General features: G+C 68.9%; 27 protein-coding genes. 22 read left to right on the top strand and 5 right to left on the bottom strand.

Going from position 1 to position 19,308, the window contains the following annotated elements:
* Window positions 1–8 precede the first annotated feature (8 nt).
* A complete protein-coding gene (locus AMIS_RS42420; RefSeq protein ID WP_157434790.1) occupies window positions 9–224 on the bottom strand; it encodes a hypothetical protein in 216 nt (71 codons plus the stop codon).
* Window positions 225–333: 109 nt separating this feature from the next.
* Here AMIS_RS42420 and AMIS_RS09825 point away from each other — a divergent pair, with 109 nt between their 5' ends.
* The 17 genes from AMIS_RS09825 (at window position 334) to AMIS_RS09765 (ending at window position 6,686) form a co-directional block, all read left to right on the top strand.
* Window positions 334–606 carry a hypothetical protein gene (locus AMIS_RS09825; RefSeq protein WP_014442080.1) on the top strand — a complete coding sequence of 91 codons (273 nt, stop codon included), beginning with the start codon at window positions 334–336 and terminating at the stop codon, window positions 604–606.
* The gene (locus AMIS_RS42415; protein ID WP_014442079.1) at window positions 603–1,019 is read left to right on the top strand and encodes a hypothetical protein; all 417 of its coding nucleotides are present in this window, start codon (window positions 603–605) and stop codon (window positions 1,017–1,019) included. Before AMIS_RS09825 ends, AMIS_RS42415 begins: the two co-directional genes overlap by 4 nt.
* 29 nt (window positions 1,020–1,048) lie before the next feature.
* A complete protein-coding gene (locus AMIS_RS40360; RefSeq protein ID WP_014442078.1) occupies window positions 1,049–1,645 on the top strand; it encodes a nucleoside triphosphate pyrophosphohydrolase family protein in 597 nt (198 codons plus the stop codon).
* Window positions 1,642–1,845 carry a hypothetical protein gene (locus tag AMIS_RS09815; protein WP_014442077.1) on the top strand — a complete coding sequence of 68 codons (204 nt, stop codon included), beginning with the start codon at window positions 1,642–1,644 and terminating at the stop codon, window positions 1,843–1,845. Before AMIS_RS40360 ends, AMIS_RS09815 begins: the two co-directional genes overlap by 4 nt.
* Window positions 1,846–1,860: 15 nt before the next feature.
* Window positions 1,861–2,094: a hypothetical protein gene (locus tag AMIS_RS42410; RefSeq protein ID WP_014442076.1), complete on the top strand. Its 234-nt coding sequence runs from the start codon at window positions 1,861–1,863 to the stop codon at window positions 2,092–2,094.
* Between the two features lie 77 nt (window positions 2,095–2,171).
* Complete coding sequence (locus AMIS_RS09810; RefSeq protein ID WP_014442075.1) at window positions 2,172–2,366, top strand: hypothetical protein; 195 nt, start codon at window positions 2,172–2,174, stop codon at window positions 2,364–2,366.
* Entirely contained in the window at window positions 2,363–2,668 is a 306-nt protein-coding gene (locus AMIS_RS09805; RefSeq protein WP_014442074.1) for a hypothetical protein, read from the top strand. Before AMIS_RS09810 ends, AMIS_RS09805 begins: the two co-directional genes overlap by 4 nt.
* An 83-nt stretch (window positions 2,669–2,751) precedes the next feature.
* Entirely contained in the window at window positions 2,752–2,961 is a 210-nt protein-coding gene (locus tag AMIS_RS09800) for a hypothetical protein (RefSeq protein ID WP_041829653.1), read from the top strand.
* Complete coding sequence (locus tag AMIS_RS09795) at window positions 2,958–3,173, top strand: hypothetical protein (protein WP_014442072.1); 216 nt, start codon at window positions 2,958–2,960, stop codon at window positions 3,171–3,173. Before AMIS_RS09800 ends, AMIS_RS09795 begins: the two co-directional genes overlap by 4 nt.
* Before the next feature lie 106 nt (window positions 3,174–3,279).
* Window positions 3,280–3,498, top strand: a complete 219-nt coding sequence (locus AMIS_RS09790; RefSeq protein WP_014442070.1) for a hypothetical protein — start codon at window positions 3,280–3,282, stop codon at window positions 3,496–3,498.
* Window positions 3,495–3,674, top strand: a complete 180-nt coding sequence (locus tag AMIS_RS09785; protein ID WP_014442069.1) for a hypothetical protein — start codon at window positions 3,495–3,497, stop codon at window positions 3,672–3,674. Before AMIS_RS09790 ends, AMIS_RS09785 begins: the two co-directional genes overlap by 4 nt.
* A complete protein-coding gene (locus AMIS_RS09780) occupies window positions 3,671–4,369 on the top strand; it encodes a nucleotidyltransferase domain-containing protein (protein WP_014442068.1) in 699 nt (232 codons plus the stop codon). The genes AMIS_RS09785 and AMIS_RS09780 overlap by 4 nt, the downstream gene beginning before the upstream one ends.
* Window positions 4,366–4,554, top strand: coding sequence for a hypothetical protein (locus tag AMIS_RS42405; protein ID WP_014442067.1), 189 nt, complete (start codon window positions 4,366–4,368; stop codon window positions 4,552–4,554). Before AMIS_RS09780 ends, AMIS_RS42405 begins: the two co-directional genes overlap by 4 nt.
* Window positions 4,551–4,859 carry a hypothetical protein gene (locus AMIS_RS42400; protein WP_014442066.1) on the top strand — a complete coding sequence of 103 codons (309 nt, stop codon included), beginning with the start codon at window positions 4,551–4,553 and terminating at the stop codon, window positions 4,857–4,859. The genes AMIS_RS42405 and AMIS_RS42400 overlap by 4 nt, the downstream gene beginning before the upstream one ends.
* Entirely contained in the window at window positions 4,852–5,073 is a 222-nt protein-coding gene (locus AMIS_RS09775) for a hypothetical protein (protein WP_014442065.1), read from the top strand. The genes AMIS_RS42400 and AMIS_RS09775 overlap by 8 nt, the downstream gene beginning before the upstream one ends.
* 545 nt (window positions 5,074–5,618) lie before the next feature.
* Window positions 5,619–6,200, top strand: coding sequence for a hypothetical protein (locus AMIS_RS09770; RefSeq protein ID WP_014442064.1), 582 nt, complete (start codon window positions 5,619–5,621; stop codon window positions 6,198–6,200).
* Between the two features lie 81 nt (window positions 6,201–6,281).
* The gene (locus AMIS_RS09765) at window positions 6,282–6,686 is read left to right on the top strand and encodes a GntR family transcriptional regulator (protein WP_014442063.1); all 405 of its coding nucleotides are present in this window, start codon (window positions 6,282–6,284) and stop codon (window positions 6,684–6,686) included.
* Here AMIS_RS09765 and AMIS_RS41555 read toward each other — a convergent pair.
* The 3 genes from AMIS_RS41555 to AMIS_RS09750 form a co-directional block, all read right to left on the bottom strand.
* A complete protein-coding gene (locus AMIS_RS41555; RefSeq protein WP_014442062.1) occupies window positions 6,683–7,996 on the bottom strand; it encodes a tyrosine-type recombinase/integrase in 1,314 nt (437 codons plus the stop codon). The two genes, AMIS_RS09765 and AMIS_RS41555, sit on opposite strands and share 4 nt — an antisense overlap.
* A gap of 841 nt (window positions 7,997–8,837) precedes the next feature.
* On the bottom strand, window positions 8,838–9,932 hold the full coding sequence (locus AMIS_RS09755) for an NAD(P)H-dependent flavin oxidoreductase (protein ID WP_014442061.1): 1,095 nt from the start codon (window positions 9,930–9,932) through the stop codon (window positions 8,838–8,840).
* Window positions 9,922–11,475, bottom strand: coding sequence for an acyl-CoA synthetase (locus AMIS_RS09750; protein WP_014442060.1), 1,554 nt, complete (start codon window positions 11,473–11,475; stop codon window positions 9,922–9,924). The genes AMIS_RS09755 and AMIS_RS09750 overlap by 11 nt, the downstream gene beginning before the upstream one ends.
* Before the next feature lie 64 nt (window positions 11,476–11,539).
* Here AMIS_RS09750 and AMIS_RS09745 point away from each other — a divergent pair, with 64 nt between their 5' ends.
* Window positions 11,540–12,313 (top strand): crotonase/enoyl-CoA hydratase family protein, encoded by a 774-nt coding sequence (locus tag AMIS_RS09745; RefSeq protein WP_014442059.1) that lies wholly within the window; start codon window positions 11,540–11,542, stop codon window positions 12,311–12,313.
* Window positions 12,314–12,747: 434 nt separating this feature from the next.
* Here AMIS_RS09745 and AMIS_RS09740 read toward each other — a convergent pair whose 3' ends face one another.
* Window positions 12,748–14,286 (bottom strand): acyl-CoA synthetase, encoded by a 1,539-nt coding sequence (locus AMIS_RS09740; protein ID WP_014442058.1) that lies wholly within the window; start codon window positions 14,284–14,286, stop codon window positions 12,748–12,750.
* Between the two features lie 101 nt (window positions 14,287–14,387).
* Between AMIS_RS09740 and AMIS_RS09735 the strand changes: the two genes are divergently transcribed.
* From AMIS_RS09735 to AMIS_RS09720, 4 genes are all read left to right on the top strand, one after another.
* Entirely contained in the window at window positions 14,388–15,308 is a 921-nt protein-coding gene (locus tag AMIS_RS09735; RefSeq protein WP_014442057.1) for a Zn-ribbon domain-containing OB-fold protein, read from the top strand.
* Window positions 15,309–15,458: 150 nt separating this feature from the next.
* Window positions 15,459–16,454: a Nonspecific lipid-transfer protein gene (locus AMIS_RS09730; RefSeq protein WP_014442056.1), complete on the top strand. Its 996-nt coding sequence runs from the start codon at window positions 15,459–15,461 to the stop codon at window positions 16,452–16,454.
* Window positions 16,451–17,602, top strand: coding sequence for a thiolase domain-containing protein (locus AMIS_RS09725; protein ID WP_014442055.1), 1,152 nt, complete (start codon window positions 16,451–16,453; stop codon window positions 17,600–17,602). Before AMIS_RS09730 ends, AMIS_RS09725 begins: the two co-directional genes overlap by 4 nt.
* Before the next feature lie 17 nt (window positions 17,603–17,619).
* Window positions 17,620–19,197, top strand: a complete 1,578-nt coding sequence (locus AMIS_RS09720; RefSeq protein WP_331429007.1) for a GMC oxidoreductase — start codon at window positions 17,620–17,622, stop codon at window positions 19,195–19,197.
* The last annotated feature ends 111 nt before the right edge of the window (window positions 19,198–19,308 follow it).

Genomic DNA, 19,308 nt, shown 5'->3' with positions numbered 1-19,308 from the left:
CGGCTGAACTAGCGTTTGGACGGCGGTCGGCCCTTCGCTTTAGGTGGGGGCCGGAACCGTTCGAGCTCGGCGAGTCGGCGCGGGTCGTCGAGTAGCCACAGCAGTGCCGCGTGCAGCGCATCGCCGAGTGTCCAGCCGCGAGCGCCGAGCGCTTCGACCGCCGCATCCTTGTCGCCCTGGCTGGGCCGGACACTGACGGTGGGATCGCGATGGCGGTCTGGCACCTGATCAGCATGGCATGTGGACTCCATTTTCACCCTCTCTGAGCAGGCATGACCTTGGCCTCAACAGCTAGAATAAGTGGACTCCACTTAATGACGAAAGGACGTCGAGATGCCCACGTACACGTTCGAGGAGCTGAAGCGGTCGCAGACGTTCAAACTGAAGTGCGCCTGCGGCAAGCGCTTCCAGCGCACCATCGCCGAGACCCAAACCGTGAACCCGTTCAACAAGAACCAGGACGGCACCGTCAAGACCCGCACCGAGGTGTGGCAGTCCGTCGGCGAGAAGCTGCGCGAAGCCATCGACCGGTTCACGCCCACCTGCCCCGCCGGCCACCCCGCCGACGACGTGACCATCGTGTCGCAGTGGGGCAGCTTCCAGTGATCCGAGAAGACCGGTTCCTGCTGTCCCGCAGGCCCTACGCGGTGGACCTCGGCAGCTTGCATGTCCGGGAGATCGGCGAGGGTTACACCACCTCCACGGTCAGTGCCATCTGGTTCCGTCGCCGCCGTGGCGAGACCGTCGCGGTTTATGGCCACCTGTGGGACCACCAGAACCCGCCCGCCCGGTCGGCCATCGAATTCCTGGAGCGCCACGATGACGGTCGCTACGGGGGCCGTGCGGAAGCTCGCTGGGACGGCTCGACGCTCTGGGCGCCGGAAACGCCGGTCGAGGTGGCCTCGCTGCGTCACGCAAACTCTCCTCCGGGCGCTAGACAACTACCCCGCAGTGCCGGACGGATACGACGGCTGGTGGACCTTCCCGCGCTGACCAGTTCGAACCGTTCCGGCAGCTAGGCCAAGCCTCCTAACCGAAAGGACCCGCCATGAGCTACCTCAACCCGCACACCCACCGCCTCGACTACAACAAAACCCTCGCCGACATGACCGCCGAGATCCGCACCAACAACATCGAGAAAGGCTGGCGGTCCGCGGCCGGCGGCCCCGGCGACAACACGTGGGGTGACTACGTTGCCCTGCTCCACACGGAGATCTCCGAAGCACTGGAGGCGTACCGCGACTGGAAACTCGACGACGCCACCGGCCGCAACACCGCGAAGCCGGACAAGCCTGAGGGCGTCGGCTCTGAGTTCGCCGACATCCTGATCCGGCTCCTCGACATGTGCGACATCTTCGGGATCACGCCGTTCGACATGGACGCCGAACTCGCCGACGTGTCCCCCATCCCCACCACAGCGGTGTCGTTCGGTGACCACATGGCGTGGCTCCACGAGAAAGCCGCGGCCATCAACGTCACCTGGAAGACCAGGGATGATCTGGCCTGCAACATGCTGCGTGCCCTGGTGACCGTCGCCGGCAAGTTCGGCGTCGACATGACGTTCGAGTACGAGCGCAAGATCGCCTACAACCGGAGCCGCAGCTTCCAGCACGGCGGACGCAGCCTGACCGGAACCGGCGCATGACCGCCATCACGGGCGTCACCGAGATCTGGTGCAACGGGCCCGACGTCTACCGCGACCGCCCTTGCCGGTCCATGGAATCCAGCGCCACTCAGACCGCCAGCGACCTACGCGACAGCCTCGCCGAACGCGGTTGGCAGACCATCCGCACCGGCGACCTCGTCATCGACCGCTGCCCGGACTGCGGCAACGGCACCGCCTAACCCGAAAGGACCGCCATGACCACCACCTGGACGCCGCCCCCATCGGTCAGCCTGTCGTCGAATGACATTCGAACCGTGATGGCCGGCCTCACCGACCCGGACCACCGTGACGCCGCCCTCGCGTTCATCGACACGCTCGTCGACGACGGCCTCGTCTACGTCATCGCCTGCGAGATCGCTTACCGCCGCCGGGAGCCCCGCCCGCCCGTGGGCGGCAACTATCTGGCGTTCATCCGCGACCGAGTCTGAAGGGACCCCGCCATGCCCCAGCCCATCACCCAGATCCCAGCCACCGAGCACCCCGCTGACTTCTACGAGGAAAGCCGATGACCGCGAAAATCCGCACCAACGACCGCGTCACCCTCGCCGATGATCCCACCGTCTACACCGTGTACGACATCAGTAGGGGCGGCGAGCAGGTCAACGTGACCGCCGAGGGGCAGCCTCAGTGCCCGTGCGGCTGCGGTAAGTGGGTGGACACCGCAGACATTGTCACGGTGAACGGCGAAGTGATCGCATGACCGGCGATCAGGCCGGGCCCGCCCGGTTCGCCTACCCACACTCGCGCAACGACTGCGATGCGTGCCGCGAGCGCGACGCCGACGGCGAACTCCGCGACAACCCGGCGCGGGCATCCCGGCTGTGCCGAACCTGCATCGGCAACCACATTGCGTGGGCTCTGGTCTCCTACGACAAGCCGGTCACGATCTACCCGCTTACCAACGACCAGCGCGGTTATGGCCCGAACCTAGACAGCGGTCCAGGCGTCCGCGACCAGGACAGACCGGATGCCGGTTCCATGCCCACCGAGGGGACGTCATGACCACCCCCGCACCCCACACGCCCGCACCCGCGCCGACTACACGCCCGGCCGGATCAGGCGCCACTGACCGGAAGGGCGAGATCATGTCCCAGGGCTACATCAAATGTTCCTGCGACCGCTACGAGCCCGGAACCGACGGCATCTGCCTCGACCGGGAGTGCGGGCACGACGCCCACCAGCACGTCGCCGACGTCGGTCCGCACGAACAGTGTTTAGCGCAGGAGGGCGACGAGGCCGGCTGCTACCTGCCGTTCGAAGACGCCGAGCCGAGCGCCAAGGACGCGACGCCGTGAACGCCCGCACCTGGCACATGGGCGACAACGAACCCGAAGACCTACCGCGCATCGTCGATGCCTACGGCGACACCTGGTGGGTCAGCGCCAGCGATCGTTCCGAGAAGAACCGCAACGGCTGGCGGTCCGCTCACCTTGCCTTCTCCGAGCCGTCGAAGACGTGGTGGTGGCTGAGCATGTATCGCGGCCCACTCACCGAGGAGACGCCGTGATCGAGCCTCGCGTGGACGTCACCGCCCGCCTGGCCGCCGACGGCTACGAGATCGACCAGTGGGGTGGGGCGACACCGCCGCAAATCCTGGAAAGCGAGATCCGCCCGTGACCGAGGTCGAACGCAACGCCCTGATCGCGTTGGTGAAGTGGGCTCAGTCCATGCCCGTCGGCATCGGACACGAACACGAACACCTCTCCGACGCCTACGACGCACTGGAGCATTGCATCATCTTCGAGGTCGGCCCCATCGACCCGCAGGTCCGCGCCGCCTACTTCGCGCCGCACGTCGAGCAGAACCCGCCGACCGCGGAGGGCCAGCCGTGACCCGAGACGAGCACCTGGCGCAGATGTACATCACCGGCACCCACAACCGGCTCAAGCAGCCCACCGCCCTGACCGTGCTGTGCGCCTCCTGCGGCACCGAACACCACACCGACAGCATCAGCGTCGCCGCTGTTATCGCGACCGCGACCGCCCACATCAGTAAGGAGGCGTCGTGACCGAGCCCAGCAAAATCCTCCTGTCCGGCATCGTCGGCTCCACCGCCTACGGTCTCGCCGGCCCCGACTCCGACATCGACCGCCTCGGTGTGTTCGCCGCACCCACCGCCGACTTTCACGGCCTCGACTTCCCGCAAGAGTCAGTGGTGTCGAGCAAGCCAGACATCACCCTCCACGAAGCCCGGAAATACGCCAGCCTCGCCCTCAGCGGGAACCCCACCGTCTCCGAGCTGATGTGGCTGCCCGACAACCTGTACGAGACCCGGCATCCGCTCGGTGACGAACTGATCGGCATCCGGCAGGCCTTCCTGTCCGCCAAGCGAACCCGCGACGCCTACCTCGGCTACGCCACGCAGCAGTTCAAGCGGCTTGAAGCCCGCGGCGACGGCTCGTTCAGCGCCGACACCCGCAAGCGCACCGCGAAGCACGCCAGGCACCTGCTGAGACTCTGTAGCCAAGGGCTCGAGCTGTTCAGCACCGGTCAGCTTCGGATCCGTCTCGACGATCCGCAGCGGTACCTGGACTTCGGTGAACGAGTGGCCGACGGCGACATCGACCACGCCCGGCGGGTGATGGCTGGCTACGAGGCGGCATTCGACGAGAAGCCGAGTGTGCTGCCGGACGAGCCGAACAGGGCTGTCGTGGAAGCGTGGCTGCGCCGGGTCCGCGCCGCCTTCTACGAGGTGCAGCGGTGACCTGCACCCACCCGCAGGCCGGCCCGCCGTTGAACGCCCGCTGGTATTGCATGTACTGCGGTGCCTGGCAGGAAACCGTGCTCGCCGAGTCCAGCATGCGTGACCAGCTCACCGCCATGCTCGAGCTCGACGCCCACCTCGAGGACTGGGCCATCCCGAACCCGCCACCGCAGTGGCCGTCATGACCGCCGCACGCTACTGGCGTCACCTCCGCGGAAACGACCTCGTCGACGCCCAGCTCGCCGCCCGCTGGTACGTCCACGCCGACGACACGATCGGTGGGTGGGTAGTCATGCCCGCCGACCTGCCACCCTCATCGGGTGTGCCGGCCGTCGCATCGTTCCTTGCAGAGGCGACCGCTCGGTACATCGCCGAGCTGCATAACGCCAATCTTTTACAGGCCCGCAACGAGGGTTTACGCAGTTGCGGACGATGGGCAGAATCAGACTCCGCCATCGGACACCTAGCACAAGGGAACCCGCATGCCTGACCAGTGGGAATACCGGACCTACGGGGTACACGTCGCCGATGCCCACAACGCTGCCAGCTACCCCGGCTATCCGGCAAGTTTCGACGCCTGGGTAGCCGGCTTGAACACTCTTGGCTCCCAGGGCTGGGAAGCGGTTGGCCCTGTTGATATCCACGGGCTCAGCCGGTCAGCGATGCCCATGTCCGCCCTGCTCCTCAAGCGGCGCATTATCTGACGCGCCGGGCGACATCCTTCAACACCTCGGTTCTGCGGCGCCGGGCGACGCCACCTTGTCGCGAAGGCCGGCGCCGGTGGAGGTGCAGCGTCCTGGGTTCACACCGACGCACGAGGTGCTGAACTACGACGGGAAGCCAGGTTCCGAGCCGCCGGCTAAGTGAGTACCGGGTTGTGTGGGTCGTTCTGTGGCACCGTTCCCCCAATGCGTGCCACAGAACTGCCGAGGGCGGCGCAGTGACCGAATCCGAACGAGACGGGTGAATAACTCACGTACCGGCTGAGCAGGGCTAACGCTCCACAATGCACGGTTGCGAGCATGACCAGGAACGCCTACCGTCCGAATACGGCTGATCACCAACCGAACGTAGGATAAGTACAGACGTACTATCAGCCGCCCGAGACGATCTACCCAGTCGGACGTTGCGGCACGAAACGCCACGATCATCGATCAAGGTGAGACAAGGCCGTAACCAAGGCGGACGATCACGGTTGCCAATACGGAGGCACTTTCACATCCAGAGGCACTGGGGAGGCCCACGCACCATGCATGACCTCGAAGGAACCACACGCGACCTCAGAGACCTCGGCGTCCCCCACCCCGCCGAAAAAGGCCTACCCAAAGCCGACACCGAAGACCAGGCCCGCGCCTACGGGGCAACCCAGCGCCGCCGCGGCACCGTCATCCTCGTCGGCACCGTCATCGTCACCCTCGGCGGCGCCGTCCTCGCCGAGGAATACACCTGGGACAGCGGCGCCGCGCAGATGCTCGCCACCCTCGCGATCCTGAGCATCACCGTCTACGCCGGCTGCCTGATCGTGCTCGGCGGCATCGAGAAGATGCTCCGCCCGGTCCGCACTCACATGCGGCTGGCGATGTCGAGGGCGACGCAGAACGCCGAGCTCGGCGGGATGAACGCGCAACTGATCGCCGACCTGGTGGAAGCTCAGGAGGCGATGAATCAGCGGCTCGCCGCGATGGAGAAGACGGTCGCTGCGGTGCCGGAATACGAGCAGATCTTCAGGGACGGCTACCAGTTCGGCCGCAGCAGCGCGGGTCTGGCCGACCTGGACCAGCTGCCCGGCGTCGGCCCGAATGAGATCGACCGGTACCGCCGGCACAACTGAAACGTCTCATCGGCAGGGTGGGATAGCCCGGTAGCCCGCTATCCCGATAGTCCACTCCGGACGGCCTCATAAAGTCACCGGATGATCAAAGCGCAGGGCGGTGAGCCAACCCACCGGGACATCGCCGCCGACCTGCGCGAAGACATCCGCAGGGGACGCATCCAGCCCGGCGAACTTCTGCCCTCTGAAACCAGGCTGCACCAGCAGTACGGTGTCTCCAGGCTGACCGCACGCGCCGCCGTGAACCTGCTACGTGCGGAAGGCCTCGCCGAACTGAGACGGGGGCGCGGAGTGGTCGTACGGGAACCAGCTGAGGTGGAATACGTGACCCCGGCGGCCGGCGCGACGGTGGCCGCCCGGATGCCGACTCCCGAGGAAGTAGAAGAGTTCGCCATCCCGCCCGGCACGCCGGTCTTCGCCGTCACCGACGGCGACGACGTGACCGTCTACCCCGCCGACCGGTGGCGGTTACGGCTGCCCAGCTAGGCAACCAGCGTCAACGCCGGCCGGGCCGGGAACAGCAACGCCGACGCCGCCTCCAACTCCTCCACCTCACCGAGGTCCCACAGGTGCGCGTAGATGTTCATCGTGGTGGAGTGCTGCGAATGCCCCAGCCGCACCTGAACCTTCTTCGAATTCCAACCGGACTGCAGCAGCGCCGACCCGTGCGTGTGCCGCAGATCGTGGATCCGCGGGTGACGTTGCAGCCGGCCAGAGCAGGCACAGTCGGACACGTCCTTGACGCCCCACGACGGGATGCGGCCCGGACCCCGGCGGGCCGGTAGCGGCGGCGGGTGTTCCGGGCAGCGCTGTGCCCCCGCCACCGCCTGCCACCAGTAGCGGCGGAACGTCGACGGCGGCCACACCCCACCGGACGGCGACGGGAACACCAGATCGGCCATCCGCTTCCCGGCGATATGCGTGTGCAGGATCGCCGCGGTGTCCTTGTCCACCGGAACGGCCCGGATCCCGGCGTCCGATTTCGGTTTCCCGATCTCGCCGCTGTCCTTCAACGTGCGCCGTACCTGCACCACCGTCTGGCTGCGGTTCGTGGTGATGTGCTGCTTCTGCAGCACGAGTAGCTCACCGAGCCGCAGACCGGTGCCGAGGAACACTTTCAGCATGTCGGTGATCCGCGGATCGCAGTTGGCGAGGATCGCCTCGATCTCGAACGGTTCGAGGAACATGCCGTCGAATTTCGCTGGGCTCGGCAGACCGTGATGGGTCACTTTCGCCCCGGCTGGTTTCGCCGCCGGATTCACGGGCACCCATGTGCGGTTTGCGGCGCCGAGGCAGGCGTGCACGATCCGGTACGCCTTGCGAATGGTGTTCGCTGACAGCGGCTCGTCGGTGTGCCCGTTACGGTTTCCGCGCGTGGACCGCCGGTTGTTCAGCCAGTGCACCCAGTCGGTGATCGTGTCTTCGGTGATGTCGGTCAGCCGCAGGTGCCCGAGTTTGGGCATGGCGCGGGCTTTCAACTCCCACCGGTATTTCTTGACGGTGTCGGGCTGGATTTCGCCGTTCTTGGCCCGCTGGGTGAGCCACATTTCGGTCCAGGCGCGGAAGGTGGGCACGACGGCGTCTTCGGTGACGTCTTTGCCGAGGACTGCTTGGTAGACCTCGTCGCGGGTGATGTTGTGCTGGCGGGACTCGACGAGCTGTTTGGCGGCTGCGGCGAACTTGTCGCGGGCCTTCGGGGGCCCGGAGAAGGTGCAGGACTGCCGGGCGCCGTCTCGGCCGCCACCGAGTCGCCAGTTGACGCGGACCGACTTCCCGCGTGGTTCCAAGACCGCCATGTCCGGACTGTAGTAAAGGCGGGGACCCCGTGGGGTCACCGCGAGGTTCGGCAGAGTTGCTCGAAGTCGCGTCAGGTTCGGCCCGGTAACTCTCTGACCTGGGCGTTTAAGTGAAAGCGCTGGTCACGGCAGAGGAATGTCGGGAACATCGAGTTCCACGCCGCCATCTCCATGCTCATGTCAGTCCCTCCCGGACACGAACCTCCCACTTCACGCGGGGTTGAGGTCAAGCGATTTCCAACCGGCGTTCCGGTACGCGCACAACCGTCCCGCAAAACCCGCCCCGTTCCCCGGCCCGCCACCCCTGACGCCCCTTCCGCCGGCGCATCCCGCCGCCGGCCCCGGCACCCCCACCAGCCAGGCGCGCCCTCACCTGGCCGGCCACCCATCGACAGGCCGGACATACCGGATCTGCTCCCGGCGGGATGACTCTCTCCGAAGCCCTCGAACCTCACACGCGCGAGGCCGCCCACCGGCGACCGAGACGGCGCGCCGGGGCCGCGGGGTCGCCCCGGACTGCGGGAAAATGTGTGGGACGGCATGGGAATCCACGCGTGCAAATGACGCACGTCACCGGCATAAAAGCAGATTCGTGCTACCGTCACCGGACGAACTCGATATTTTCTCGTGATCGTGCAGAGCGCGCCCCCGGACATTTCTCTGATCTTCTCGGGCTTCGCGCTCTCCCTGATAGTCCCGCCTGTGACGGGTCGACTGGTTCAGCGGGTCGTCGCAGGCGGGTGCAGGGTTCGGTTGATTTCCTGCGGTTCGCGGGAAACGAGCAACCGCGATTTAACACGTGCGAAACAGGCGCCCGCAGAAACGCGGACGCCTGTTTTTCTCACGCCATCTTGCCGAGCCGGGCAAGGGTCTCGTCCGCTTCGGTGACCAGATCGGCGAGGACCGCGGCGACCGGGCGGACCTCGTTCATCCGGCCGACGATCTGCCCCACCGGCATCGGCACGACCGTGGGGTCACCGGACTCCATCAGGCGGTCGTGCGCCCCGGAGACCAGCAGGTTCTGCAGGGGCATCGGCAGCGGGCTCGGCGCCGACTCGTCCGCCCACGCCTCGGTCCAGCGGTTGCGCAGCAGCCGGGCCGGCTTGCCCGTGTAGATCCGGGTCCGGACCGTGTCGCTGGACCGCGCGTCCAGCAGCGCCTGCCGCAGCGCCTCCGTCGTCTGGTACTCCGCGGTGCCCAGCCAGACCGAGCCCATCCACACGCCACGGGCGCCGAGGGCGAGAGCCGCCGCGATCTGCCGGCCGCTGCCGATCCCGCCGGCCGCGAGCACCGGCACGTCCGCGCCGACCGCGTCGACGACCTCCGGGACCAGCACCATGCTGGCGATCTCCCCGGTGTGCCCGCCCGCTTCGTAGCCCTGCGCCACCACGATGTCGACCCCGCCGGCCAGGTGGCTGCGCGCGTGATCGGCGCGTCCGGCGAGGGCGGCCACGGCCAGGCCGTGCGCATGGGCCCGGGCGATCACGTCCGGCGGCGGCGGGCCCAGGGCGTTGGCGATCAGGCGCGGCCGGTGGGTCAGGGCCACGTCGACATGGGTACGGGCCACCGAGTGCAGCCACCCGAGAACGCCCGCCCGCCGGGGCTCGTCGACGCCGAGCGGTGGCACGCCGAGGCGCAGCAGGGTCCGCTCGACGAAGTCGCGATGCCCGTCCGGGATGAGCTTGCCGAGGTCCGCCGGGGTGCCCTCGGTCGGCACCCGACCGGGCATGACGACGTCGACGCCGTAGGGGCGGCCGCCCACCTCGGAGTCCAGCCAGGTCAGGACACGGTCGAGCTCGTCGCCGTCGTTGAACCGGACGCAGCCCAGCACGCCGAGCCCGCCGGCCCGGCTGATCGCCGCGACGACCTGCTCGGACGGGCTGAAGCCGACGATCGGGACGTCGATGCCGAGGAGGTCGCAGAGGTCAGTCCGCACGTGTCGGCTCCCCGCTGTGCGAGCGGGCGTATTCATGCGCCCACCGGTAGTCGGCCTTACCGCTGATGGTCCGCTGGATCCGGTCGACGAGCCACACGTCGCGGGGCACCTTGTACCCGGCGATCCGTCGTCTGACGTGACTCTCGAGTTCGTCGAGCTTCACCCGTACCCCCGGGCGGGGTTGGACGAGGGCGACCACCCGCTGGCCGAGCCGATCGTCGGAAGCGCCGATGACGAGGGCGTCGAAGACGCCCGGATGCGCCTTGAGAGCACCCTCCACCTCCTCGGGGAAGACCTTCTCGCCGCCGGTGTTGACGCAGGTGTTGCCGCGGCCGAGCAGCGTGATCGTGCCGTCGGACTCGATCCGCGCGAAGTCGCCGGGTATCGCGTAGCGCTTGCCGTCGACCTCGGTGAGCAGGGCGCGGGTCTTCTCCGGGTCCTTGTAGTAGCCGAGCGGGACGTGCCCGCCCCGGGCGAGGCGGCCGATCACGCCGGGTGGCGCCTTGCGGCCGTGCTCGTCGATGACGATGGTGTCCGGTCCGGGCATCACGCGAGGGCCGTCGACCGCGCCGCCGTCGACGTCGGCGACGATCCCGATGCCCGCGAACCCGGTCTCCGAGGAGCCGATCGCGTCGGTGACCATGACGTTCGGGAACGTCTCCATGTACTGCCGTTTCACCGACGGTGAGAAGAGCGCGGCGCTCGACGAGACCGAGACGAGCGACGAGCTGTCGTAGTCGCCGCTCAGGTACGCCTCGATGATCGGCCGGGCCATCGCGTCGCCGATCAGCACGACGACGTTGACCCGGCGGCGCTCGATGGTGCGCCACACCTCGTCCGGGTCGAAGTGCGGCAGGACCACCACGGTGTCACCGCAGAAGAGGGCGGCGAGGGTGGCCCACTGCGCGTTGCCGTGGATCAGCGGCGCCAGGCAGAGCCGGGTCAGCGGGGGCATCTCCCGCTTGCTCTGCGCCCACTCGTCGTCGAGCGGCACGCCGGACATGAAGTCGATGCCGCCGCCGAGCACCCGCCAGACGTCCTCGTGCCGCCAGATCACGCCTTTCGGGTAGCCGGTGGTCCCGCCGGTGTAGAGCAGGTAGACGTCGTCGCCGGACCGTTCGCCGAAGTCCCGCTCCGGACTCTCGTGCGCGAAGCCGGTGACACCCAGCTGCACGATGACGCCCGGCGCGTCCACGTTCGCCACCCGCGCGGCGTACTCCGGGTCGTGGATCAGCGCGGTGAGCTCGGCGTCCGCGAAGAGATACTGCAACTCGTTCTCGACGTACCGGTAGTTGACGTTGACGACCACGGCACGGAGCTTGTACACGGCGACCATGGCCACCACGGCCTCGATCGAGTTGCCCGCGTAAAGACCGACGTGGGCGCCCTTGCCCACTCCTTGACGGTGCAGGAAATGGGCCAGACGGTTGGCGGTCGCCTCCAGCTCGGCGTAGGACAGCTCACGCTCGCCGCAGGCCACCGCGACGCGATCGGGAAAGGCGTCGACCGCGTGCTCGATCAGGTCCGCTATATTGGCCGCCATCACCAGAAAGTAGAACCTGTTATCGTTCTGGAGCAAGCCCAAGTTGCCAGGTAGGAGATGCGACGTGGACGCCCTTGTCGAGCAGCGCGGACCGATACTGATCGTCACGATGAACCGGCCGCAGGTGCGCAACGCGCTCTCCGCCGAGATGATGGCCGTGATGCGCGACGCCTGGGACCGGATCGACGGCGACCCGGCGATCCGCGTCGCGATCCTCACCGGGGCGGGCGGCGCGTTCTGCGCCGGGGCCGACCTGCGGGCGATGACGTCGGCGCATCCGGGCGATTCGTTCGACGGCGCGGACCTGTCCCGGATCGACGCCCTGCTGAAGGGCCGGCGGCTCACGAAACCCCTGATCGCCGCCGTGGAGGGGCCGGCCGTCGCGGGCGGCACCGAGATCCTGCAGGCCACCGACATCCGGGTGGCCGCACAGAGCGCCCGGTTCGGCGTCTCCGAGGCGCGCTGGGGACTGTTCCCGCTGGGTGGGTCCGCGGTGCGGCTGCCGCGGCAACTGCCGTACACGATCGCGGTGGAACTGCTGCTCACCGGCCGGCACATCACCGCGGCCGAGGCGCTCGCCGCCGGTCTCATCGGGCACGTGGTGCCGGACGGGACGGCCCTCGACACGGCGCTGGAGATCGCCGGCACGATCGCGGCGAACGGCCCGCTCGCCGTGCAGGCCATCCTGCGCACCGTCCGGGAGACCGAAGGGCTGCCGGAGAGCGAGGCGTTCGCCATCGAGTCGAAGATCGGGATGCAGGTCTTCACCAGCGACGACGCCCGCGAAGGGCCGCGGGCGTTCATCGAGAAACGTCCACCGGAGTTCCACGGCCGATAAATCGGTTGCCGAGGTGCATGCGGATCGGTTGGGTGGGGCGGTGACCGACTTGGATCCCCTCATCCGACCGGACCGCTATCCCCGAACGTCCGCCTACGACCCCGCCTGGCTGGTCGGGTTCCCATCAGCTGCCGTTCGAGGAGGAGTCGTTCGGTGCACACCGCCCCGCCCCGCACCGCACCGCCGCGCTCGTGCCACAGCCGAGCCGTAGCGCGCACAGGCAAAACCGGTGCCGGACCGGCGTGAGCTACGGCTGTGGCGACCAGCGCACGCCAACCGCTTCCGCGTGCGCTCACCGCCCCGGAACATGTCGGATTTGTCGGGCTGTCCGCGCCGGCCGAACCCGGACTTCACACGCTCAGCGACGATCACCGGCTGCGTGGGGAACCAGGGTGCGGATCGTGCCCGAACTCCACACGCAGCGAGGGTGCGGGTCAGATCTGGCGGGTTCGGCCCTGCCAGTACGGGTCACGGAGCAGCCTCTTGTAGAGCTTGCCGTTCGGATCGCGGGGCAATTCATCCACATAGTCCACGGTTCGCGGGATCTTGAAGCGCGCCACCCTCCCCGCCAGGAAGTCGAGCAGTTCGGCGGTCAGTGCGGAACCCGGCGAGGCGCCCTCCGCCGGCTGCACGACGGCCTTGATCTCCTCCCCCCACTCCTCGTGCGGGATACCGAAGACCGCCACGTCGGCCACCGCCGGGTGGACCGACAGCTCGTTCTCGATCTCGGCGGGGTAGACGTTCACGCCGCCGGTGATGATGACGTCGCTGGCCCGGTCGCAGAGGTACAGGTAACCGTCCTCGTCGAGGTATCCGATGTCGCCGACGGTGAACATGCGGTCCCGCCAGGAGGCCCGGGTCTTCTCCGCGTCGCCGTGGTACTCGAACGTCGCGTCGCCCATCTGCAGGTACACCTTCCCGGGCGTCCCGGGGTCGGCGTCCTTGCCGTCGTCGTCGAGCACCCGCACCCGTGACCCGGGCCAGGCCCGGCCGACGGATCCGGGACGGGACAGCCACTCCGCCGCCGTGATCAGGGTGCCGCCGCCCTCCGAGGCCGCGTAGTACTCGATCACCACGGGACCCCACCAGTCGAGCATCGCCTGCTTGACCGGTTGCGGACACGGCGCGGCGCCGTGAATCATCGCGCGCATCGAGGAGACGTCGGTGCCGACATCACCGAGTGCCAGCAGCCGACGGAACTGTGTCGGCACCATGTGGCTGTGCGTGACACGGTGATCGGCCACCAGACGGAGGAACGTGGCGGCGTCCCAGTGGTCCATCACCACGACCGTGTGCCCGAGCTGCACCGAGATCACGGCGAAGTTCATCACGGCCGTGTGATAGAGCGGTGAGCAGCACAGATGCACGTGATCGTCGAACGGTCGCAGGCCGAACAGGCCGAAGAACCAGAGCGAGACCGGCGGCACGTCGTCGGGGTCGAGGCCGGGCAGGGGACGCCTGACCCCTTTCGGTCGTCCGGAGGTGCCCGATGTGTAGACCATGAGCGCTCCGACCGTACGCGGGCCGGGTCTTCCTGATCCGCCGGCGCCCAGCGTGCCGAGTGGCAGAAAGCCCGGGATGTCCCCGACGGCGATTCGGGCGGCGGCCGGAAGGCCGGCCTCGTCGGCCGCCGCCACCGCGGCGGAGGCGAAGCGCGAGCTCGCGACGAACGCTTTCGCTCCGCTGTCACGGAGGATGTAGGCCAGCTCGGGGGCGGTGAGATGCCAGTTCAGCGGTACGACGTGCAGCCCGATCTGCACCGACGCGAAATAGCTGATCAGGATGTCGGCGCCGTTCGGCAGCAGCAACGCGATGGTGTCGCCGGCCTCGAGACCGGCGTCGCGCAGGCCGCGCCCGATCCGGTCGGCTTCGGCGGCCAGTTCGCCGTAGCTGATGGCGCGGCCGCTCGGATCCACGATCGCCACGAACGCGGGCGACTCCTGGGCGATGTTCCACATCCCGATCCCGGTCATGCCGCGACTCTATAACTCGTTCCATCGCTCGAAAAGCCGCCAGCAAGCATGCTTGCCGGGCAAAGTTGGAACGTGTTTCACTCAACGGCGTGGAAGCGCCGATGACGATCGCCTTCGATTACACCCGCTCGCTGGGGCCGGTGCTGGGCCGGTTCATGGCGGGGCTGCGCGACGGCCGGGTGCTCGGCGGCCGGACCTCCGACGGACGCGTGCACGTGCCGCCGCTGGAGTTCGACCCGATCACGCACGAGCCGGTGACCGAGCTGGTCGAGGTGGCGCCGACGGGCACGGTGGTCAGCTGGACGTGGAACGCGCGCCCGCTCGAGGGCCAGCCCCTGGACCGCCCTTTCGCCTGGGCGCTGATCAGGCTCGACGGCGCCGACACCACCCTGCTGCACGCGGTGGACGCCGCGGCGCCTTCCACGATCAAGACCGGTGCACGGGTACGGGTCCGCTGGGCTCCCGTGCGAGCCGGCCACATCACCGACATCGCGTGCTTCGAGCCGGGCGAGGCCGAGCGTCAGGAGACTCCCGAACCGGGACCACCTGTCGAGATCATGACCACGCCGATCCGGCTGCACTACCGGCACACCACCTCCGACGAGGAGGACGCCTACCTGCGGGCGCTCGCCGAGGGCCGGTTGATCGGGCAGCGCTGCCCGGCCTGTCGCAAGGTCTACGTCCCGCCCCGCGTCTGCCCGGCCGACGGCGTGGCGCCCGGCGAGGTCGTCGCAGTCGCCGACCGGGGAACCGTCACCACGTTCTGCGTGGTGAACGTGCCGTTCGCCGGGCAGCGGCTGCCACCGCCGTACGTCGTGGCCCAGGTCCTGCTGGACGGCGCGGACATCCCGATCCCGCACCTGATCCTGGGGCTGGACGCCGCGAGCGTGCGGATGGGGATGCGGGTCGTCGCGGTCTGGCGGGACCGCTCGGCGTGGACGTTCACCCCGGAGAACATCGCGCACTTCGAGCCGGCCGACGAGCCGGACGCGCCCTACGAGAGTTACGCGGAGCACCAATGAGCGAGCTTGCGAGCGAATCGGCCGGCTCAGTCATGAACTCATGTCGACGCCGGAGCGAAGCGGAGGGGGCGACATGAGCGAGCTTGCGAGCGAATCGGCCGGCTCAGTCATGAACTCATGTCGACGCCGGAGCGAAGCGGAGGGGGCGACATGAGCGAGGTTGCCGTCATCGGGTTCGCCGCCTCGGACCGGTCGGTCACCACGAGCGGGGTGGAGACCCTGGTCCCGGTCTTCGAGCAGGCCCTGGACCGGGCCGGCCTCGGCCGCCGGGAGGTCGACTTCTGGTGCTCCGGCTCGTCGGACTATCTGGCCGGGCGGGCGTTCTCGTTCGTCAACGCGGTGGACGCGATCGGGGCGGTGCCGCCGATCGCCGAGTCGCACGTGGAGATGGACGCGGCGTGGGCACTCTACGAGGCGTACCTGAAGATCCTGGCCGGCGAGGCGGAGACCGCGCTGGTGTACGGGTTCGGCAAGGCCACGGCCGGCGACGTGCACCGTGTTCTGGCACTCCAGCTCGATCCGTACACGGTCGCGCCGCTGTGGCCGGACGCGGTGAGTGTGGCGGCGCTGCAGGCGCGGATCGGGATCGCCGCCGGACTGTTCACCGAACGGGACATGGCCGAGGTGGCGGCGCGGGATTCCGGCGGGAGCGCCGAGGAGCTGCTCGGTCACCCGTACCTGGCGGACCCGCTGCGTGCCCACGACGTGGCGCGGGTGACGGACGGCGCCGCGGCCGTCGTGCTGGCCGGCGGCGAGCGTGCGAGCCGGCACCGGGAGAGACCCGCGTGGATCACCGGGATCGCGCACCGGATCGACCCGCAGGGACTCGGCGAGCGGGATCTGACGACGGTCCCCTCGGCGTCCGCGGCGGCCCGCGACGCGGGACTGGATCACGACGTGGACGTGGTGGCCCTGCACGCGCCGTTCACGCATCAGGAGTTGCTGCTGCGGCACGCGCTCGGCATCACGGGGAGTTCCCGGTTCATCGGGACCGACGGCGACGCGATGTTCTCGGCCGGGCTGTCCCGGATCGGCGCTGCCGCTGAGGAGATCATGTCGGGCCGGGCGGAGCGGGCCGCGGCGCACGCCACCAGCGGACCGGCGTTGCAGCAGAACCTGATCTGCGTGCTCGGGAGGGACCGATGAGACGCGCGGCCGTGCTCGGCGCGGGGCAGACCCACCACCGCACCCGCCGCACCGACGTCTCGATGGCCGGTCTCTGCCGGGAGGCGATCGACCGCGCCCTCGCCGACGCGGAGACCGACTGGTCGCAGATCGACGCCGTCGTGCTCGGCAAGGCGCCCGACCTCTTCGAGGGCGTGATGATGCCCGAGCTGTTCCTCGCCGACGCGATCGGCGCGGCCGGGAAACCGCTGCTCCGGGTGCACACGGCCGGTTCGGTCGGCGGCGCGACGGCGATCGTCGCGACCAGCCTGATCCGGGCCGGCGTGCACCGGCGGGTGCTCGCGGTGGCGTTCGAGAAGCAGTCCGAGTCGAACGCGATGTGGGCGCTGTCGGTCCAGCCGCCGTTCACCGCGCCGATCGGGGCCGGTGCGGGCGGGTACTTCGCGCCGCACATCAGGTCCTACATCCGGCGTTTCGGCGTGCCGGGGCACGTCGGGGCGATGGTCGCCGTCAAGGACCGGCGGAACGGCGCGCTCAACCCGTACGCCCATCTGCGGCAACCGGACATCACCCTGGAATCGGTGCAGGCCTCGCCGATGCTCTGGGACCCGATCCGCTACGACGAGACGTGTCCGTCATCGGACGGCGCGTGCGCGGTGGTGCTCGGCGACCAGGAGGCGGCCGAGGCGTCGTCCCGGCAGGTCGCCTGGATCCGGGCCACCGCGATGCGCACCGAGCCGACCTTCTACTCCGGCAAGGACCACGTGAACCCGCAGGCCGGCGCGGAAGCCGCGCAAGCGCTGTGGACGGCGGCCGGGATCACCGATCCGCTCGACGAGGTGGACGTCGCCGAGATCTACGTGCCGTTCTCCTGGTTCGAGCCGATGTGGCTGGAGAACCTCGGCTTTGCCGGTCCGGGCCAGGGCTGGAAGCTCACCGAGTCCGGCGAGACCCGGATCGGCGGCCGGCTGCCCGTCAACCCCTCCGGCGGGGTGCTCTGCTCCAACCCGATCGGCGCGTCCGGCCTGCTGCGGTTCGCCGAGTCGGCGATGCAGGTGATGGGCCGGGCGGGCGAACACCAGGTGGCGGACGCCGCTACGGCGCTCGGTCACGCGTACGGGGGCGGATCGCAGTTCTTCTCGATGTGGGTCGTAGGGAGACACCCGTGAACATCACCCATCGCAGCGTGACCCGCCGTGACGTATTGCGGATCGGCGCCCTCGCGGCGGCCGGCACGCTGCCCGCCCTCCCGGCGCTGCAGGGAAGGACCGCGCTGGTGATCGGGAGTGGTTTCGGTGGGGCCGTCGCGGCCTGGCGGCTCGCTCAGGCAGGAATGGTCGTGACCGTTCTTGAACGGGGACGACGGTGGACTGTGGACGGCTCCGGGACGACGTTCTGCACGATCAGCAACCCGGACTGGCGATGTGCGTGGTTCGGTGACCGGCCGCCGCTCGGCCTGGACACCAGCAAGCCCATCGAGCGCCGGGCCGGCCTCATCCAGAAACACGTCGGCGACGGCATCCAGGTGATGTGCGGGGCCGGTGTGGGCGGCGGCTCCCTGGTGATCGGCATGTTCCTGCCCCAGCCCCGCCGCGCCGACTGGGAGAAGGTCTACCCCGCCGAGCTGCCGTACTCCGAGTTCGAGCAGACCTACTGGCCCCGAGCCCGGCAGAGTCTCGGCGCCGCGCCCATCCCTTCGGACATCCAGAACCATCCGCAGTACGTCGGAGCGAGGAGCTGGCTGCAATACCTGTCGGAGTTCGGCCGCGCCGCCGTGCCGGTGCCCTTCGGCGTGAACTGGGATGTGATCCGCGACGAGCTGGCCGGTCGGGTGGTCAAGTGCCACGCGATCGGCGAGGGCCCGTTCGGCAGCAACTCGGGCGCCAAGAACAGCGTGGACCACAACTACCTGAAGTGGGCCGAGGCGACCGGCAGGGTCTCCGTGCTGCCGCTGCACGAGGTCACGTCCCTGCGCGAGGTGTCCGGTTCTGATCGCATCGAGGCGACCGCGCGGCAGATCGACGAGACCGGGGCGGTGCTGGCCACCAAGACGTTCGCCGCCGACTACCTGTTCCTCGCGGCCGGATCGCTGAACACGACATCGCTGCTGCTCGGCTCCCGGGCGCGCGGCGGGCTGCCCCGGCTCACCGGCACCGAGGTCGGCAAGGGCTGGGGCAACAACGGCGACTTCCTGGTGGCCCGGCTCAACCTGCGCAAGCCGGTCGGCAGCGCGCAGGGCGGGCCGGGGAACGTCAAGTTCTACGACGACTCGAACCCGTACGCGCCCGCGGCGATGGCGTGGGAGTCGGCGCCGATGCCGTCCTGGCTGCCGAACACCACGGCGCACCTGATCACCAGCCTGGTGAGTGAGCGCGGGGAGATCCGCTACGACGCGGCGACCGGCGGCGGCAAGGTCTACTGGCCGTACGCGGAGATGGAGACGGCGGCGGACCGGGCCGGCCGGGACCTCGCGACCCGGCTCTGGTGGGCCACCGAGGGCAGCCGGGGCAGCCTGCTGACCGGGCTGCCCTCCTACGACCGCAACACCGGGATGGGACTGGGCTCGCGGAACACCTATCACCCGCTCGGCGGCCTGGTGATGGGCCGGGCCACCGACTTCGGCGGCAAGGTCGCCGGGTACGAGAACCTGTACTGCGTGGACGGCGCTCTGCTGCCCGGCTCGGCGGCGCTCGCGAACCCGGCGCTGACCATCACGGCGAACGCGGAACGCTGCCTCGACCGGTTCCTGGCCGCCCACGCCTAACGCATTTCTGCAACAAACCTGCAAATCGAATTCATTGACTGCCTTATATCGGCGGTGAGAGATTTCTGTCGTTCCCCTCTCACCGCCGGACCCATCCCCACCTGCGGATAT

It is taken from the genome of Actinoplanes missouriensis 431, assembly GCF_000284295.1.
GTDB lineage: Bacteria > Actinomycetota > Actinomycetes > Mycobacteriales > Micromonosporaceae > Actinoplanes > Actinoplanes missouriensis.
Note: the sequence above shows the minus strand (reverse complement) of the source record. Positions and strands in the feature narration are given on the sequence as shown.

What these genes read in the sequence shown, in the direction of transcription:
- AMIS_RS09770 (WP_014442064.1), top strand. Translation starts at nt 5,619, where the DNA reads ATGCATGACCTCGAAGGAACCACACGCGACCTCAGAGACCTCGGCGTC.
- AMIS_RS09815 (WP_014442077.1), top strand. Translation starts at nt 1,642, where the DNA reads ATGACCGCCATCACGGGCGTCACCGAGATCTGGTGCAACGGGCCCGAC.
- AMIS_RS09775 (WP_014442065.1), top strand. Translation starts at nt 4,852, where the DNA reads ATGCCTGACCAGTGGGAATACCGGACCTACGGGGTACACGTCGCCGAT.
- AMIS_RS09725 (WP_014442055.1), top strand. Translation starts at nt 16,451, where the DNA reads ATGAGACGCGCGGCCGTGCTCGGCGCGGGGCAGACCCACCACCGCACC.
- AMIS_RS09825 (WP_014442080.1), top strand. Translation starts at nt 334, where the DNA reads ATGCCCACGTACACGTTCGAGGAGCTGAAGCGGTCGCAGACGTTCAAA.
- AMIS_RS42400 (WP_014442066.1), top strand. Translation starts at nt 4,551, where the DNA reads ATGACCGCCGCACGCTACTGGCGTCACCTCCGCGGAAACGACCTCGTC.
- AMIS_RS42410 (WP_014442076.1), top strand. Translation starts at nt 1,861, where the DNA reads ATGACCACCACCTGGACGCCGCCCCCATCGGTCAGCCTGTCGTCGAAT.
- AMIS_RS09740 (WP_014442058.1), bottom strand. Translation starts at nt 14,286, where the DNA reads ATGACCGGGATCGGGATGTGGAACATCGCCCAGGAGTCGCCCGCGTTC.
- AMIS_RS09800 (WP_041829653.1), top strand. Translation starts at nt 2,752, where the DNA reads ATGTCCCAGGGCTACATCAAATGTTCCTGCGACCGCTACGAGCCCGGA.
- AMIS_RS09730 (WP_014442056.1), top strand. Translation starts at nt 15,459, where the DNA reads ATGAGCGAGGTTGCCGTCATCGGGTTCGCCGCCTCGGACCGGTCGGTC.
- AMIS_RS09765 (WP_014442063.1), top strand. Translation starts at nt 6,282, where the DNA reads ATGATCAAAGCGCAGGGCGGTGAGCCAACCCACCGGGACATCGCCGCC.
- AMIS_RS09750 (WP_014442060.1), bottom strand. Translation starts at nt 11,475, where the DNA reads ATGGCGGCCAATATAGCGGACCTGATCGAGCACGCGGTCGACGCCTTT.
- AMIS_RS09810 (WP_014442075.1), top strand. Translation starts at nt 2,172, where the DNA reads ATGACCGCGAAAATCCGCACCAACGACCGCGTCACCCTCGCCGATGAT.
- AMIS_RS40360 (WP_014442078.1), top strand. Translation starts at nt 1,049, where the DNA reads ATGAGCTACCTCAACCCGCACACCCACCGCCTCGACTACAACAAAACC.
- AMIS_RS09735 (WP_014442057.1), top strand. Translation starts at nt 14,388, where the DNA reads ATGACGATCGCCTTCGATTACACCCGCTCGCTGGGGCCGGTGCTGGGC.
- AMIS_RS09805 (WP_014442074.1), top strand. Translation starts at nt 2,363, where the DNA reads ATGACCGGCGATCAGGCCGGGCCCGCCCGGTTCGCCTACCCACACTCG.
- AMIS_RS41555 (WP_014442062.1), bottom strand. Translation starts at nt 7,996, where the DNA reads ATGGCGGTCTTGGAACCACGCGGGAAGTCGGTCCGCGTCAACTGGCGA.